The 15589-nt window shown below is 60.2% G+C and carries 20 protein-coding genes and 1 pseudogene; 7 read left to right on the top strand and 14 right to left on the bottom strand.

Annotated features, from left to right (window positions below):
* Positions 1-3: 3 nt before the first annotated feature.
* Positions 4-1170 carry a GGDEF domain-containing protein gene (locus tag GT347_RS25510; RefSeq protein ID WP_160554856.1) on the bottom strand — a complete coding sequence of 389 codons (1167 nt, stop codon included), beginning with the start codon at positions 1168-1170 and terminating at the stop codon, positions 4-6.
* Between the two features lie 263 nt (positions 1171-1433).
* Here GT347_RS25510 and GT347_RS25505 point away from each other — a divergent pair, with 263 nt between their 5' ends.
* Complete coding sequence (locus GT347_RS25505) at positions 1434-2006, top strand: SMI1/KNR4 family protein (RefSeq protein ID WP_160554855.1); 573 nt, start codon at positions 1434-1436, stop codon at positions 2004-2006.
* Between the two features lie 15 nt (positions 2007-2021).
* The gene (locus GT347_RS25500; RefSeq protein ID WP_229722520.1) at positions 2022-2543 is read left to right on the top strand and encodes a DUF4265 domain-containing protein; all 522 of its coding nucleotides are present in this window, start codon (positions 2022-2024) and stop codon (positions 2541-2543) included.
* Here the strand turns inward: GT347_RS25500 and GT347_RS25495 are convergent.
* From GT347_RS25495 to GT347_RS25485, 3 genes are all read right to left on the bottom strand, one after another.
* Complete coding sequence (locus tag GT347_RS25495; RefSeq protein ID WP_229722518.1) at positions 2481-2756, bottom strand: hypothetical protein; 276 nt, start codon at positions 2754-2756, stop codon at positions 2481-2483. The two genes, GT347_RS25500 and GT347_RS25495, sit on opposite strands and share 63 nt — an antisense overlap.
* A gap of 173 nt (positions 2757-2929) precedes the next feature.
* Positions 2930-3559 (bottom strand): class I SAM-dependent methyltransferase, encoded by a 630-nt coding sequence (locus GT347_RS25490; RefSeq protein ID WP_160554853.1) that lies wholly within the window; start codon positions 3557-3559, stop codon positions 2930-2932.
* Between the two features lie 75 nt (positions 3560-3634).
* Positions 3635-3991, bottom strand: a complete 357-nt coding sequence (locus GT347_RS25485) for a hypothetical protein (protein WP_160554852.1) — start codon at positions 3989-3991, stop codon at positions 3635-3637.
* Between the two features lie 453 nt (positions 3992-4444).
* Here GT347_RS25485 and GT347_RS25480 point away from each other — a divergent pair, with 453 nt between their 5' ends.
* The 4 genes from GT347_RS25480 to GT347_RS25470 all read left to right on the top strand — a co-directional run bounded on the left by GT347_RS25480 (position 4445) and on the right by GT347_RS25470 (position 6670).
* The gene (locus GT347_RS25480; RefSeq protein ID WP_160554851.1) at positions 4445-4807 is read left to right on the top strand and encodes a YunG family protein; all 363 of its coding nucleotides are present in this window, start codon (positions 4445-4447) and stop codon (positions 4805-4807) included.
* 82 nt (positions 4808-4889) lie between these two features.
* Positions 4890-5375, top strand: a complete 486-nt coding sequence (locus tag GT347_RS25475) for a hypothetical protein (protein WP_160554850.1) — start codon at positions 4890-4892, stop codon at positions 5373-5375.
* A gap of 82 nt (positions 5376-5457) precedes the next feature.
* Positions 5458-5688 carry a hypothetical protein gene (locus GT347_RS27775; protein WP_229722517.1) on the top strand — a complete coding sequence of 77 codons (231 nt, stop codon included), beginning with the start codon at positions 5458-5460 and terminating at the stop codon, positions 5686-5688.
* Positions 5689-6226: 538 nt separating this feature from the next.
* Positions 6227-6670, top strand: coding sequence for a hypothetical protein (locus tag GT347_RS25470; RefSeq protein WP_160554849.1), 444 nt, complete (start codon positions 6227-6229; stop codon positions 6668-6670).
* Between the two features lie 444 nt (positions 6671-7114).
* On the opposite strand, the gene GT347_RS25465 is transcribed toward GT347_RS25470, so the two are convergent.
* The 7 genes and pseudogenes from GT347_RS25465 to GT347_RS25440 form a co-directional block, all read right to left on the bottom strand.
* A complete protein-coding gene (locus GT347_RS25465; protein ID WP_160554848.1) occupies positions 7115-7507 on the bottom strand; it encodes a hypothetical protein in 393 nt (130 codons plus the stop codon).
* A gap of 1044 nt (positions 7508-8551) precedes the next feature.
* The gene (locus GT347_RS25460; protein WP_160554847.1) at positions 8552-8857 is read right to left on the bottom strand and encodes a hypothetical protein; all 306 of its coding nucleotides are present in this window, start codon (positions 8855-8857) and stop codon (positions 8552-8554) included.
* A 234-nt stretch (positions 8858-9091) separates the two neighbouring features.
* Positions 9092-9421 (bottom strand): low molecular weight protein tyrosine phosphatase family protein, encoded by a 330-nt coding sequence (locus GT347_RS27770; RefSeq protein WP_229722515.1) that lies wholly within the window; start codon positions 9419-9421, stop codon positions 9092-9094.
* A gap of 123 nt (positions 9422-9544) precedes the next feature.
* Entirely contained in the window at positions 9545-10426 is an 882-nt protein-coding gene (epsC, locus tag GT347_RS25455) for a serine O-acetyltransferase EpsC (protein WP_160554846.1), read from the bottom strand.
* A 32-nt stretch (positions 10427-10458) separates the two neighbouring features.
* Positions 10459-11250 carry a MetQ/NlpA family ABC transporter substrate-binding protein gene (locus GT347_RS25450; RefSeq protein WP_160554845.1) on the bottom strand — a complete coding sequence of 264 codons (792 nt, stop codon included), beginning with the start codon at positions 11248-11250 and terminating at the stop codon, positions 10459-10461.
* Between the two features lie 38 nt (positions 11251-11288).
* Complete coding sequence (locus GT347_RS25445) at positions 11289-11960, bottom strand: methionine ABC transporter permease (RefSeq protein ID WP_160554844.1); 672 nt, start codon at positions 11958-11960, stop codon at positions 11289-11291.
* Positions 11957-12987: pseudogene (locus GT347_RS25440) on the bottom strand (methionine ABC transporter ATP-binding protein). Before GT347_RS25440 ends, GT347_RS25445 begins: the two are co-directional and overlap by 4 nt.
* A 242-nt stretch (positions 12988-13229) precedes the next feature.
* On the opposite strand from GT347_RS25440, the gene GT347_RS25435 reads away from it, so the two are divergent.
* Entirely contained in the window at positions 13230-13784 is a 555-nt protein-coding gene (locus tag GT347_RS25435) for a glutathione peroxidase (RefSeq protein WP_160554843.1), read from the top strand.
* On the opposite strand, the gene GT347_RS25430 is transcribed toward GT347_RS25435, so the two are convergent.
* From GT347_RS25430 to GT347_RS27765, 3 genes are all read right to left on the bottom strand, one after another.
* Positions 13762-14430, bottom strand: a complete 669-nt coding sequence (locus tag GT347_RS25430; RefSeq protein ID WP_160554842.1) for a PEP-CTERM sorting domain-containing protein — start codon at positions 14428-14430, stop codon at positions 13762-13764. The two genes, GT347_RS25435 and GT347_RS25430, sit on opposite strands and share 23 nt — an antisense overlap.
* A gap of 181 nt (positions 14431-14611) precedes the next feature.
* Positions 14612-15388 carry a Bug family tripartite tricarboxylate transporter substrate binding protein gene (locus tag GT347_RS25425; protein WP_229722513.1) on the bottom strand — a complete coding sequence of 259 codons (777 nt, stop codon included), beginning with the start codon at positions 15386-15388 and terminating at the stop codon, positions 14612-14614.
* Between the two features lie 17 nt (positions 15389-15405).
* The gene (locus GT347_RS27765) at positions 15406-15579 is read right to left on the bottom strand and encodes a hypothetical protein (RefSeq protein WP_229722511.1); all 174 of its coding nucleotides are present in this window, start codon (positions 15577-15579) and stop codon (positions 15406-15408) included.
* Positions 15580-15589: the final 10 nt, after the last annotated feature.

Genomic DNA, 15589 nt, shown 5'->3' with positions numbered 1-15589 from the left:
TCATCAGTCCGCCCGCATCGGCGGAAACTGCACCAGCTCCATTCGGTTGCGCCCCTTGCGCTTGGATAAGTACAGTGCTTCATCGGCCCGCTTGAGCCAGTGGGACAGCTCAGTCCCGGGCTGATCCAGCAAGATCGCACCAATGCTCAGCGACACCGGCTCCGGCGTCTCGAACATCGCGCGCGCCTGCTGCGCGAAGACCGCCCGCAAGTCATCGCCAAGCGCCTGGGCAGCCGCGACGGAGCCGCTGCGCAGCAGGATCACGAATTCGTCCCCGCCCAGCCGCGCGGCCAGCGCGCCCCGTGGCATGGTGAAGCGGATGAGGTCGCTCAGCATCACCAGCAGGCGATCGCCGGCATCGTGACCGTGCAGGTCGTTGACCGGCTTGAAGTGGTCGATATCGAGCAGCAGCAAGGCGCCCGGGCTGGCCGGCGAAGCCTCCTTCAACAGTTTGGGTGCGCGCAGCTGAAGCCCGCGCCGGTTGTCCAGGCCGGTGAGCGGGTCGCGGGCGGCGATGCGCGCGATGCGCTGCTCGCGGCGATGGCGCACGGTGCCGGTCATGGACATGGCGAGCAGCATGATCGCCATCGCGCCTTCCACCAGCGAGATCAGGATCACCGCGCCGCGGAAACTGGCCAGGTTGACGAAGGCGTCCAGCGCCACGGTGGAGGTGGCCTTGGCGAGGTAGAACAGGCCGTGCGTCAGCAGCACAGAGCGCAGCTGCGCCGCCCCCACGCCCAGCGCGCCGCCGCCATGCGGGCGCAGCAGCAGACCGGCGCGCAAGGTGGTGAAGGCGATCAGCAGCGACTGGATGCCCAGCATCGCCTTGGACCACCAGGGCCCGTCGGGCAGGAACAGCATCGCCAGCCAGACCACCACCAGCAGCCACCAGGCGCGCGACAGCCGCGCCCGGGTGAACCCGGCCACGCCGGCCAGGAACAGCCAGTGGGCGAGGATCAGCAAGCCATTGGGGAACCAGATGCCGAACAGCACATGACCGTTGAAACGCAGCAGGGCCAGCACACAGCCCACGGCGATGACGGCGAAGCCCGCGCTCCAGAGCAGCAGCGAGCGTTCGCGCACGCTGCTCCATTCCGCGGCCAGGTACAGCGCCGAGGCGGCGGCCATGGCCGTGCTGAGGACGAGCAGGGTTAAGGGGTCTAGAAGCATGGACGATGACTGTATCGGCGCGTGCGGGCTCCTCGTGAGAGCCCGCGGGCTGCCTGCCGGCGACGGTCGGGGCCGTCGCATTGAACGTGAACCGGCCCGCGCGCGAGGCCGAATTGTCGCAGCATGCCGTTTTCAGGCATCCGACACGGGTCGCGCCGAGCCGCCCACAAGCGGCTCATCCGGGTGAAATAGGTGCTTTTTGGCCAGCAGCGGGCGGCGACCGCCCTACCATGGCCTACTCAGCCGGAAGATCAAGGAAATCCATGCAGCAAATCTGGGCCCAGGTAGAACGTCGTCTTGAAGAATTGGGATGTCTGGAGGCCATGGAACTGCGCGCAGGCGCGTCCGAAGCCGAGATCCGGTGCCTCGAGAAGCATCTGGCCGTGACGCTTCCGGACGCCCTTCGAGATTTTCTCGCCCGCCACGATGGGCAAAACGGCTTCGGCCTGATGTATGGTGAACAATTCCTGTCGGTAGACGGCATTCGAAACCAATGGGACACCTGGCGCTCGCTGGATGAAGCGGACATGAATGCCGATAGTGCCGAATGGATGAAGTCAGCACCCGAAGGCGCCGTCCAGCCCATGTATTGCAATACCCGGTGGATTCCACTGACCCATGATGCCGGCGGAAATCACATCGGACTCGATTTCGATCCCGGGGTATCCGGCACGAGCGGCCAAGTCATTGTTTTCGGACGGGACGAAGACACCAAACGCCTGCTGGCGCCGTCGTTCACCGAATTCCTGTCTGAATGGGCCGCGATGCTGGAAAAGGCAACGTGGGATGGCGAGGCTCTTGAAACGCCTTGGCCGGCCGCAAGAAGCGGACATTGACATGAAAATGATCTGATGGCGATGGATACCAAGCTTGTCAAAGTGCTGTTGGAGGTGGCGCCCGCCGACTGGCACTCCGTCAGCACCGAAACTCTCTGGGCAAGCCCGATGGGCGACCACCTCTACCAGCTGAAGAACTCGCCCTTTTTCACCAAAGGCTTTAGCTATCTTGACATTGTCCGAGCCGAATTTTCCGACGATGCCGGTTTTCTGGTGGTGAAAGAAGTCGTTGGCAAATCCGGCCATTCCACATATGCCATCTGGATCGCCAATGGCATCGAAGGCAATGCCGATTTTTCAATGCATTGGCAGTCGTTGGAAAAAGCCGGATGCACTTACGAAGGCGCACACGGCCAGTTGATTTCAGTCGACGTACCAGCCTCGGCCGACGTAGTGGAAGCGTTCCGGCTGATGCAGGCGGGCGAGGATGCCGGGGTGTGGCACTTTCAAGAGCAAAATTATGAACATGCCGTGTTATGGAGCGGTCAAGTTCAAGCCGAGCAGGCGGCTCACACCGAAGGTCAGGATCAGAAGTAAAAGCAGCAGTACCGCGAAGACTGCCACCGCCTTGGCTCCCGCGCGCACCACAGTGCTGCGCCGCTCCTTGCCGCCTTCCTTCTTTCCTTGCTCATAATGCCACTTGACAGCAAAGAACATCCCCGTGCCAAGCACCAGCACCTTGAACACGATAAAGATAACCGGCACCCAATCCATATTTCCTACCCATCCCAGGCTTTCAGCGGAAACCATCTGCCTTGCACAAGTTTAATCCTGGCGGCTCCCCACTCGGCGGAGGCTGAGGCCAAGGTTTTCCTGGGGAAGTATCCCACCATTCCCTTCAATTTTCGGCAATGGCCGAAGACCAAAATACAATCAGACCCGATCAATCCGGCCCGAACGAACCGCTATCGCCGGCACGCCGCTTATTTCAGCGAATACTCCAGCGCCCAGAAATAAGTCCACTGGTGATAGCTGGCCACCGCCGCATTCGGTTCGACCGTGGCGAGCAGGAATTCCGCTGTCGGGAAGTTCTTCAACACCCGGTGGCTGGAGCCGTCTTCGAGCTTGCGCAGCTGATAGGTGTCGCCTTCCGGCGTGCGTTCGGACAAAGGCGTGCTGCTGCCAGCCACGAAGCGGTTGTCCATGAAGACGACCTTCGCCCCCGGCTGCAGCACGGCATGCAGGCGCTCCAGAAAGGCCGGGATGCGCTGCAGCGGTATGTGCGACCACCAAAACCCGGCAAAGGCGCCGTCGAATGCCGTTGCGGCCTGGGGCGGCCGGTAGGCGTCCCCCGTCAGCAATTGCACCTGGGGCGGCACCCTGGTTCGCGCAATCTCCAGAGTCTCCGGGGAACTGTCGAGCGCCACGACCTGGCGTGCGGCCGGCGCATAGAACTGGGTCCAGTAGCCTGTTCCGCAGGCCAGCTCCAGCACGCTGCGGCCCGCCAGCGCCTGGGGTAGCCAGGACTCCATGCGCCGCAGGTCGGATTGCCGCTCCGGCTTGGCATAGATGCGGTCGTATTCGTGGGCGCGGGCGGCGTAATAGTCTTGCATGGGGCTTGGGCTGCAAAGTGGCGGTTGGGGTGAGACCGGATTCTGGGCCGCGAACGGCCCGCCGGGCGGTTCCGGTCAGAGCCGGGCCAGCATCCAGTCCTCGGCCCGTTCGAAGGCGCCCGTGTCGCCCAGCTGGCGCAGCGCCACGTCGGCGACCCAGCCCACGCGCTCCAGGCTCTGGCGCAGCATCTGGATGCGCTCGTCGCGGTCGTCGTCTTCCGGGTCATCCGCCGAGCTTGCGCGTGGCGCCGACAGGCGGATCGCGCTGTTGGCCAGGCCGCTGATCTCGTGCAGAAGCGCGCGGGCCTGGCTGGCCGCATGCGCAGCTATGGGTGGAGGCGTGCTGGCCGGAATGTCGTGGGTTTGGGGGTTGGCGCTGTCTGCCGCCGGATCGTCCTGAGGGATGCGCGTCGGCGCGGTCCTGGTCTTCATGCTCGCTCCTGTCGTTGGCTCCTTTGGGAACCCGCCGTCAGTGCATCGAAGCGATGAAATGGCGGCGGTTCGGACGGGTTGGCGTTCCGGTGGAATCCCATGAGAGAACCGGCAGGGCGTGAGCCCTCCCATCCGAACCGCCATAAGCAATTCGAATGAAAAGGCCGCAGTCATGCGGTACATGTTCCACGGCCTTAGGCCATGGGATCCCGTGCCAGGACGCCAATCCTGCTCGCGCGTTTTGCGCGCGAGGCGCAAATGTAGTGCAGACGGTACGGCACAGGCAATCGCCCTTGGGGATATGCCCAACCATGACGGTTGGCGCCATTTCTGCACGGCATGCAGCGGTCCAGTGTGGATGCCGCGCGGTGGTTAGCGGCCACTATTCCATTAGCCAAAAGCGGAACTCGGTTCATATACTGGTGGCTTTGCTCATCTGCACAACTAAGACCAATGACAAAGACCAGAACGTTTGCAACGCCGCTAGACCTCTATCGGGCTTTGATTTCGGTATGGTCTTCCGATACCGCCAGCCCACCCAATGGCTGGTCGCCATCGAATGCTGCCATGAATCATTGCAGCGTTACTTCATTGATCGTGCAGGATTATTTTGGCGGCGAAATTCTCAACACCAAGACTTCAGGCGGAACGCACTTCTACAATCTGATTGACGGCGTGAGATGGGACCTGACGGCAAATCAATTTTCGGAGCCAATCCCCTACGAAGATTTACGGTCGTCACGCGACATCTCCATAGGCGACACTTCAGATCAGAAGTACAGGCTTGTGGTCGAACGGCTGGCAAGCAATTTTTAAAGTCTTATGCGGCCACAAGTGAATGTCAGTTATCGGCCAGAAGCGGACATCGCATATCAGCGCCGATTAAAGGCCAAACAACTTGAATTTTCTTTTAAAATTGGGAAGAATTACATTCTTGCTCGTTTTGGTTCTGGTCACCATCTTCGCAGCTGGAGAACTGATGGGGCGACATTTTGGAGACCGAATTTATCTTCGTAACGCCTCTCCATGCACCATTGTGATGATGTCGGAGCATCAAGGGATTGAGGCAAATCCAGGTGAGTCTGTCCTCATCAAAGCAGGTTTTATTGATAGAACGCCAACCATGCTAATTACCCGCGTTGGCGGAATTTGGCAAGGTGGACTCCATTTTTCCATTGATAACTTTTCCGTTCGTGACCAGCCAGACAGGGCGATTCCCCCGGACTGGATAGAGAACACATTACGCGGCAGAAAACTTACGTATGTGCTAGATAAGGATGGCCAGATATCGGTCATATCTCCTAATACGAAAGCGACCATGCAATTTAACGGTACGGCCGTAAGACTTGGTGCGACGAGTGGCGCAAGTTTATGCCCCGCTTGAAAGCGTCACGTCAACTGTCCGCCTCGAACCCTTCTGTTAAACGCATTGACGCCTACCATCGGCCAAATGCAGACACGACGTCATGAAAACTATTATCGATGTTTTGTGGGTGCTGCTGCTAATCGGCGGTGGTGGCTACGTCATCATCACAGGCCGTTTGCCTATTAGTGTTGAGGGCGGGAAGGCTGACACCTGGCTTTATGGCTGGCGTGCGCGTGTTATAGGGCTCTTTTTTGCATTCGCGGGCTGTCTCGGCCTAGCTGACCTCACTGGATTTATTCGGCTTGGCATAGACTCCGGCTGCTGTGGTTAAGTTGTCTTTCCAGGGGGGCTCTCGCCCCTTCCCTGTGAAGGCGGGAACGTCTACCATCGGCCAAAAGCGGACATAATGATTCTTTCATGCGCATCCTCCGACTAGCAATCTTCACAATAGTATCTGCCGGAGTTTGTTGGCTTGGTGCAGTTGTCATCGCATTCATTTGGAGTTTGACGGTGATGTGCACAAACGAGCCAATTGCTTCTGCGCTGTCGCCAAACGGAAAGATGAAGGCCGTTGTTTTTCAAAGAGACTGCGGGGCAACAACGGGATTTAGTACACAAGTCTCCGTCATGGATGCGAACGAAAGCCTTGGGGACAGCGTCGGCAACGTTTTTGTCGCTGATACCAACCATGGCGCGGCCCCGCCTGGGCCGCGTGGTGGGCCTGAGGTTGGTCTCACTTGGCGTACAAATGATGTTCTACATTTGAGTCACCATGCCGCAACTCGAGTTTTGCAATTCAAGAGCAAGTTGGACTTAATCACGGTCGAGCACGGCACCTAACGGCCATGAGCAGACATTCAAGTTAACGCATGACAAATCCTCCATTAGTTTTCTCTCCGTCTATCAAAGCCACGTTGCTTAGTGTGATTGGCTCGGCACTTTCATATTGGGCGGCGTTAATTGTTTCTACGCTTCTGGTTGCCGTTGGGGGCGTTGCTGCAACGTCGCTTGAGCGAATGGCGAAAATATCCAAGGACTTGGAAATGGCTGGGTCGGCTCCTTGGCTATTAATGAGCGGCATGTTCGCAGCAAGTAGCTTCATTAGTGGATTAGTGAACTTTCGAATCGCGCGAAATGCGCTCATGCCGCCCGCAATCATCCTCAGCCTAATATTTATTAGCTACATTTTCGCTCCAATTCCAGAGCCTAGGACGTGGCTCGCAATGTTTGTATGGTACTGCGTGCCCCCTACTGTATTTATTGCAGGTTGGCTTTCAGCGCGTGGCTCATGGCTGAAAAGCCAAAAGCTTTGAAGACTGTGATGGCTGTTAGAAAAATAACCTATGACTTTTGACGGCCAGAAGCGGACGTATGTCACTCACTACTGCGTACTTATGAATCGAAGAGAGGCAAACGTGTGAGTAGCGGATTTTACGTGCTTGCTTTTATTGGGCTGATTACTGTGCCAATCCCCACGGCAGTGCTTGTAAGGGTGATGTGGCGGCGACAAGGTCTGTAGAGGCTTATGTGCGCCGTTCTTGTTCTTCTCGACTGTTTGTGGTTCATAGGAGCTTTTTCGGATGACTCTGGTTTAGAGGCATCAATACTAAGCGCCGCTTTTCTCGTCGGATTCACCTCGTTTTGTTTTGCGTGTGTGATGGGGTTGATTAGCGTTCTGCAGGTGGCATTGGCTAGATGGAATAGACAGCGTCGGGCAGACTAATGCACGTAGGTCCGCTTTGGGCCCAAAGCAGACGTTAGCTCAACTCGTGAAATTCGGCACCTGTTATTGAAAACGGGCTGTAACGGTGCAGAGGCCGCATAGGGCATTCGGCCTCCAAAGAAAACACATGACCTCCTGCGGCCCATACGCCTACAGATACTGCATGCTCAGCAAACGTGCAGTCAATGGTCGCAAGACGCCACTCGTTTCTGAAATCAAACAGTTCCGCCTGTGGCCAACGGACCTTAAACCAGCTCACGCAATAGAACTCAATTTCGCGCCAATCTAGACGTCGCTGCACTTTATTAATCGCACTAACTTGCGCGTCAAAACGTTTGGTAAGCGCCGGCGGCAGTACGTCAAGGGTCGCACGCAACACCTTGGCCTCAAAGGGCAAAAGTGCCTTGTCAAATTGAGAGAAAACCATTATTTAGGCGGATGTCTGCTTCTGGCAGTTAAGAGTCTTGAAGTATGACACGGAGCAAATCGTGCAGATATTCCGAACCAGGGCAAATGGTAGAAACCACACTATTCTTCGAGGCAATGAGGGTGAAATTTGATTTTTCAGGTCCCGGCTCAATAACTCGAACACCATCAAGAACACACAGTGCGCCAAATAGAGTTGCGTCGGCAGCCTCTGACATCGCTTTCCTGACCATTTGAGCATCCGTTGCGGACAAAGCATTGAACCACTCCGACAGCTGCATTAAATCGTGAGATGGCTTTCGGCCAGGGGGGGCGAGTGAAAGTGCGAATGCAACCATCAACGGCCCCGTCTACGCAGCTAACCTTGAGCGCCTTGACAAAGTCTTTTTGATTCATTTCTTAATGTCCGCTTTTTGCCGATGCTCACCACACTGGCTCAGCGAAGCTCAGATTCTGAACCGGCTTGACCTTATAAAACCGAGCAACCTCTGCACTCGGGAAACCCGAAAATTGTGCTGACTTTAGCTGGGCACATTCCTCAATGGGCTTTAACGAACGTTCGTCATTCACCACGCCAAACAGCGACACGTGGCTAAGCCTTCGCAAGCCCGCAAGTGGTGCTAGTGATCGGACCACTGTTCGTCTGCCACTCGTGTCCCAACTAGGGGATGTTTCCAACAGCAATGCACACAACTGGTCCAGACCACATATCGGACTCAAATCCAAAACTAGCGGCAAGTGGACTATTCGCAGGTAGCGCAATTTTGATAGTCCTCCTAGCGCGTTGAGCGTTGGATCTGGGTAGGTCGCAACAGTCAGCGATTCCAAGTTTTCAAAGTCGCACAGCTCGTTGAGAGTTCGATACGAGCAATGCCATATCCGGAGTTGCGTTACAGCGGACCTGTTTTCCGTCATCGGAAATGACTTCGCCTTGTCGCGCATGAGGTCAACTTTCATATATGTGTCTCGAACGTCTGCTTCTGGCCGATGGTGGTCTCCTTTATAGCCATCGCGATGGAAGCAGGAATGTTTGGTCCGCCGGTCATCATGGCCGTACTTTGGTTACTCGGCGAAAGCGCCGCTCTATGAGGCCTAGTGCGGTAGCTTGAGCTGCGCCACAGAGCGATAACCAGGTTAACTGCGCCAAAGGTTTCGAGAGAAGATTTGGCAATGCTTTGTACAGAGGGTCTAAGGATAGCGATGCCGGAAACACCGCAAATACCAGAACGACATCAGGAAGCATATGTTCGAGCGGATTGTGAAGGTGTCGAACATCGGTCAGCCAGGCCCATGATGCCGAGAGGGCAAATATAAACCCATATGTTCCTGTAACTGGATAGGAGAGTTTCATCTATCTCCGCTTCTGACCGAAAGTGGCTATCGGGTGCCGGCGTTGGATTTTTTGCCTGCAACTGCGGCGTAAATAATCTCCGCAACTGTTGAAGCGAGGATTAGAAATCCACCAACTTTTGGCACACCTGCGTTAAGCATCGCAAGCCCGACTAACGCAATGCACAGCGAAATCCAGTGAACTAATCTCATAGATTCCTTTCAAAACGCAGTGTCCGCTTCTGGCCGTTCACGGTTAGATTTCTAGGCCAAGATGCCTCGGCACTTTCCGCTCAAATAGCTCAACCAATTCTGGCTGCATGAAAGCGTAGTTGTCGGGAATGTCTAGGCAAATGAGCTTCTTCGACCGGAGATATGCAGAATACATCCTAGTCAACTTGGTTTTATGACTCTTCTCCATCACGAAGACAACATCCGCCCAGGCCAACTGGTCTAGTTCTAACTGGCACTCAGTGTCTGGAGCCAGACCGGCTGAGTCGGTTGCTATGCCTGCGCGACCGTCAAAGACTTGCGCAGCCGTCGGGCTGCGCAACTTATTGCGGCTGCAGATAAAAAGAACGTTCATGACTCTCTTTATTGCCGAAAACTATGTCCGCTTCTGGCCGAATGGAGTCGTCGAGCCAGCATTTACCCCGCATGGCCTAGCCCAAAACGGCGTCACTGCCGATGACCCGCGGAGCTAGGTTGGTCAAGACACCGAACTCGCCTGCGTCACCGACCCACCCGCCGGCACATCATGCGTCAGCCAGACATTCCCACCGATCGAAGCGCCCTGCCCCAGCGTCACATCACCAAGCACGGTCGCTCCGGCGTAGATGACCACATCGTCCTCGACCGTCGGATGGCGTTTGAGCCCTTTCGCCAGCGTGCCATCCGCATTTTTGGGAAAGCGCCGCGCCCCCAGCGTCACCGCCTGGTAGATCCGCACCCGCTCCCCGATAACAGCCGTCTCGCCGATCACGACACCGGTCCCATGGTCGATGAAGAAATGGCCGCCGATCCGCGCCCCGGGATGGATGTCGATCCCGGTCCGGCTATGCGCCTGCTCGGCCGCGATTCGTCCCAGCAGCGGCAGGCCCAGCCGGTACAGGCTATGGGCCAGGCGGTGGTGGATCATCGCCAGCACGCCGGGATAGCAGAGCAGCACCTCGTCCACGCTGCGCGCAGCCGGATCGCCCTCGTAGGCCGCGAGCACATCCGAGTCCAGCAGCCGGCGGATATCGGGCAGGCCTTCGGCAAAGCTCCGGATCAGCTCTGTCGCCCGCTCATGCACCTCGACAGCGGGCACGCCGCCGTAGCGCAGCTCCAGTCGCGCCTGGCACAGCAGCGTGTGCAGGGCAGCGTCCAGGGTGTGGCCGACGTAGTAGTCCTCGTTCTCCTGCCGCAGGTCCGGCGGCCCCAGGCGCATGGGGAACAGCGCCTTGCGCAGCGCGTCGATGGCCTCGCCCACCGCGTCGGGCGATGGGAACTCGCGGCTTTCCGGCTCGCGGGGCCGCGATTGCGACGCCCGCCATTCATTACGCGCCGCGTGCAGTCCCTGCACGATGGCGTCTATGCGCAGCGTCGTCATCGCGGCCCTTGTTCAGCGCTTGCGTGCCGGGCTCAGAAGCCGGGCAGCACGGTGCCCTTGAACTGGGTCTCGATGTAGCTGCGGATCTCGTCGGAGTGGTAGGCCTTCACCAGCTTGCCCACCCAGGGCTTGTCCTTGTCCTGCTCACGCACGGCGATGATGTTGATGTAGGGGCTCTTGGCGCCTTCGCGGGCGATGGCGTCCTTCACCGGGTCCAGGCCGCCGCTGGTGGCGAAGTTGGTGTTGATGCCGGCGGCGTCCAGGTCGGGCAGCGAGCGCGGCAGCTGGGCGGCGTCGATCTCCACGAACTTCAGCTTCTTGGGATTGGAGGTCACATCCAGCGGGGTGACGTTCACGCCGGCTTCCGGGCGCACCTTGATGATGCCCTGGTCCTGCAGCAGCAGCAGCACACGCGCGCCGTTGGTCACGTCGTTGGGCATGCCGAAACGGGCGCCGTCCTTCAGCTCGCTCAGGCTCTTGATCTTCTTGGAGTAGACGCCCATGGGGAAGTTGATGGTGTAGCCCACCGGCACCAGCTTGTAGCCGCGGTCCTTCACCTGCACGTCCAGGTAGGGCTTGTGCTGGTAGCTGTTGGCGTCCAGGTCGCCGGCGGCCAGGGCCGCGTTGGGCTGCACGTAGTCGCTGAATTCCACGATCTGGAGCTTCAGGCCGTCCTTCTCGGCGACCTTCTTGACCTGTTCCATGATCTGCGCGTGCGGGCCGGCGGTGACGCCGATCTTGATCGGCTTGTCCTGCGCCTGGGCGATGCCGGTGGCCAGCAGGGTGGACAGCACGGCGGCCGAGAGGATGTTTCTGCGTTGCATGATGAGAGTGCTCTTCTGGTTGAAATTCGTTGGTTCGATCAGCGGTGCCGCAGGCGGCGCACGGCCCAGTCGCCGAAGCTCTGCAAGGCCTGCACGAAGAAGATCAGCACGATGACGACGGCCAGCATCACTTCCGGCAGGAAGCGCTGGTAGCCGTAGCGGATGCCCAGGTCGCCCAGCCCGCCGCCGCCGATGGCGCCGGCCATGGCCGAATAGCCGGTGAGGCTGACCAGGGTGATGGTGAGGGCGGCGACGATGCCGGGGAAGGCCTCGGGCAGCAAGACCTTCCACACGATCTGCCAGGTGCTGGCGCCCATGGCCAGGGCGGCTTCGACCACGCCGTCGTCCACCTCGCGCAGGGCCACTTCGACCAGGCGGGCCACGAAGGGCGTGGCGGCGATGGTGAGCGGCACGATGGCCGCGGCGGTGCCGATGGAGGAGCCCGACAGCAGCCGGGTCAGCGGGATGATGGCCACCAGCAGGATGATGAAGGGGGTGGAGCGCACCGCGTTGACGATCCAGCCGGTAATGCTGTTGGCCACGCCGTTCTCCAGCAATGCGCCGCGGTCGGACAGGCGCAGGTACACGCCCAGCGGTATGCCCAGCAGCGCGCCCAGGATGCCGGAGACGCCGACCATCACGATGGTTTCCCACAGCGAGGTGCCGAACACCTCCAGGAACATGGGGCTGAAAAGAATGCTGTCGCTCATGGGGCGATCTCCTCGATGCGCACGCCGGCGGCCTGCAGGTGTTCCACGGCGCGGGCCAGGGCTTCGGCCGGGCCGCGCAGCAGCGCGGTCAGCGAGGCGAAGGACAGGCCCTGGATCTCATCGACCTGGCCATGCACGATGTTCACATCCACGCCGTAGCGGCGCACCAGGTCCGACAGCACCGAGCGTTCGGCGTCGTCGCCCAGGAAGGCCAGGCGCAGCAGCGTGGCCTCGCCGGGGTGCTGGGCCATCACGGCGCGCACCCGGGCGGCGACGGGCTCGGGCAATGCCTGGGCACCACGTCTTCCACCAGGCTCTTGGTGATGGCCTGGCGGGGCTGCAGGAAGATCTCGGACACGTCGGCCAGCTCCACCACCCGGCCGGCATCCAGCACGGCGGCACGGTGCGCCAGCTGCTTGATGACCTGCATCTGGTGGGTGATGAGGATGACGGTCAGGCCGAAGTCGGCGTTGATCTGGCGCAGCAGGGCCAGGATGGAGCGGGCGGTTTCCGGGTCGAGCGCGGAGGTGGCCTCGTCGCACAGCAGCACCTTGGGCTTGCTGGCCAGGGCCCGGGCGATGCCCACGCGCTGGCGCTGGCCGCCGCTGAGCTGCGAGGGATGGCGCTCGGCGAAGCTGCCCAGGCCGACCAGGTCGAGCAACTCGGCCACGCGGCGGCGGATCTCGTCCTTGGGGGTGTGGACCAGCTCCAGCGGCAGGGCCACGTTGCCGGCCACGGTGCGGGATTCGAGCAGGTTGAAATGCTGGAACACCATGCCGATGTCGCGCCGGGCGGCGCGCAGCTGCTCGTCGGGCAGGGCCAGCATGTCGCGGCCGGCCACCAGCACCTTGCCGGCGCTGGGCCGGGCCAGCAGGTTGATGGTGCGCACCAGCGAGCTCTTGCCGGCACCGCTCTTGCCGATGATGCCGAAGATCTCGCCTTCCGGAATGCTCAGGTCGATGTCGCGCAGCGCATGCACCAGGCCCTTGGCCGATGGATAGGTAACGCTGACGTTCTGCAGGGCCACGGCGGCTGTGGCGCCGCGGGCTGGGGGGGAAATGGATGGGTGGGGAGACGCCGACACGAAGAAGCCTTAGGCAAGCCGGTTGACTTGCGAGCGGGCGATTTTAAGGAAAAGTTACTTAAAAGGAAAAACAATCACTAGTGAGTTGCTAAGCTTGGAATCCGCATAAGAAGGCTGAGGCGCCTGCGGCCGGCAGGAAATCCCGCGGATGGCGAGAATGGTCGATTCCCAACCGAGAACCCATGATGGCCACCTCCTCCCTCTACGACATCCCCCTGAAGAAGATCGACGGCAGCGATGCCACGCTGGCCGAGTACCGCGGCAAGGTGGTGCTGATCGTCAACGTGGCGTCCAAGTGCGGGCTGACGCCGCAGTACGAGGGGCTGGAGGCGGCTTACGAGGCGCAGCGCGAGCAGGGCCTGGTGGTGCTGGGTTTTCCGTCGAACGATTTCGCGGCGCAGGAGCCGGGCGACAACGACAGCATCGCCGCCTTCTGCCGCGGCACCTTCGGTGTGCAGTTCCCGATGTTCGGCAAGCTCAATGTGAACAGTGCGCCGCGCCATCCGCTGTATGCGGCGCTGATCGAAGCCGCGCCGCAGGCGCAGGCCGGCTCGGACAGCGTGTTGAAGGGCAAGTTGGCCCAGCACGGCCTGCTGCCGAAGAACGACAGCGATGTGATGTGGAATTTCGAGAAATTCCTCATCGGGCGGGACGGCAGCGTGGTCGGCCGTTTCGCGCCGGACATCACGGTGGACAGCCCGGTGCTGGCCGAGGCGATCAAGTCGGCTTTGGCGCGCTAGATTTTCGGGGCCGGATGCTCCGGCCTATCAATCCCAGGCCCGCCAGCAGCATGGCGATTTCCTGCGGCTCCGGTACCGCGGCCATGACGGCATGGCCGATGGTGATATCGGTAATGCCGGGCACCTGGCTGGGATCGGCAGTGGACAGCGAGAACGCGACGAAATACTCGTTGGGCGAGTTGGTTTTGAAGCCCTCGAAAGTGAGGCCCGATGAGCCATCGACAAAGGGGACGTCCGAGAAGCCGTAGCTGGCCAGGTTGGTCGAGATCAATATATTCACCACACCGCTGGTCACTGCTCCGTCGAAGGCCAGCATGGTGTATTTTGGCACCGAATTAATTTGTCCTGTCAACGCACCGAACGAGCCGGTGACGAGAACATTTTTGGTTTTCCCCAAGTTGGAACTTGGATGCAGGGATCCGATAATCGTATTCTGCGGGCCCGGATAGGTAACGTCGCCCAGCGTCAACGGGGTAGCGGGAGTGGCGAATACAATCGACGAGCCATAACTCTGGAAATCGCTGTCATAGCTGATCGAGCCTTGCGAGGAGAATTCCGGCCTGCCGGTGTAAAGCACGACTCCCGCGAATGAGCTCGTTGCGGCGGTGCTCAGCAGCAGCGCCGCCAACTTGGTATTGAAACGCATGATGACTCCGGTGGCAAATGGGTGGAAAGAGCGGCCGATCTTTCTCCATTCCCCATCGAAGTTCCTCGACTCGCTTTAGCTCTTACGTCCTAAGCGTGCCCACCGGCCGATATTGTGGGCGCCAACCACAAAATAAGCCTCCAATTATCGAAAAGCAGTATTAATCTGTTTTCGGCACGGCTTACTCCTGCTGGATGCCGGCCTTGGTGGCGATGCGTTTCCAGAGTTCGATGTCCTGCGCCTGGAAGGCCCGCATTTCCTCGGCGCCGCCTTGCATGGTTTCGGCGCCCAGGCGCAGGTAGAAATCGCGGGTTTCGGGCAGCGCCTCGATCTGGGCGAACAGGCTGGCGAGGCGGTCGGTTTCGTGCTTTGGCGTCCTGGCGTGCACGGCGGCGGCCACCCAGACCGAGGCGGCGAAGCCGGGCAGGCCGGCCTCGGCGGATGTCATCAGTTTGGGCAAGGCGGCCTGGCGGCGGTCGGCGGCCACCATCAGGGCGCGCAGCTTTTCGCCCTTGACCAGTTCGAAAGCGGCGGTGATGTCGGCGAAGGACAGGTCGACCGTACCCGAGGCCACGGCGGTGAGCGCCTCGGCCGCGCTCTTGAAGGGCACTTGCCGGGCCTCGACTTTGGCGATGTCGTTGAAGGCCTCGGCCATCAGCTGGTAGCCGGCCGAGCCGGAGCCGTAATTGAGTTTGCCGGGCTGGGCGCGGGCGGCGGCGATCAGCTCGGCCACCGAGTGGTAGGGCGAGCCGGGCGGCACTACCAGCACCGCGGGGGCGCGCATCATCATCGACAGGGGTGCGAAGTCGGCTTGCGGGTCGTAGGGCAGTTTCCTGAACAGGGCCACGTTCACCGCCAGGGTGGAGTTGCTGCCGACGAAGACGGTGTAGCCATCGGCTGGCGCGGCCAGCGCCTGGCGCACGGCGATGAAGCCGTTGCCGCCGGGCTTGTTGTCCACGATGACCGGCTGGCCGGTCAGCTCCTGCAGCTTGCGGCCGAAGTAGCGGGCCGACGTGTCGGTGCCGCTGCCGGGCCGAAGGGCACGATGAAGCGGATGGGGCGCGAGGGGAAGTCCTGCGCCAGGGCGCGTGAGCTGGCGGCCAGGGCCAGGGTGGCGGCGATGAAGCTGCGGCGGTCCAGGGATGTCATGTGTCTTGTC

It is taken from the genome of Xylophilus rhododendri, from assembly GCF_009906855.1.
Lineage (GTDB): Bacteria > Pseudomonadota > Gammaproteobacteria > Burkholderiales > Burkholderiaceae_C > Xylophilus > Xylophilus rhododendri.
Note: the sequence above shows the minus strand (reverse complement) of the source record. Positions and strands in the feature narration are given on the sequence as shown.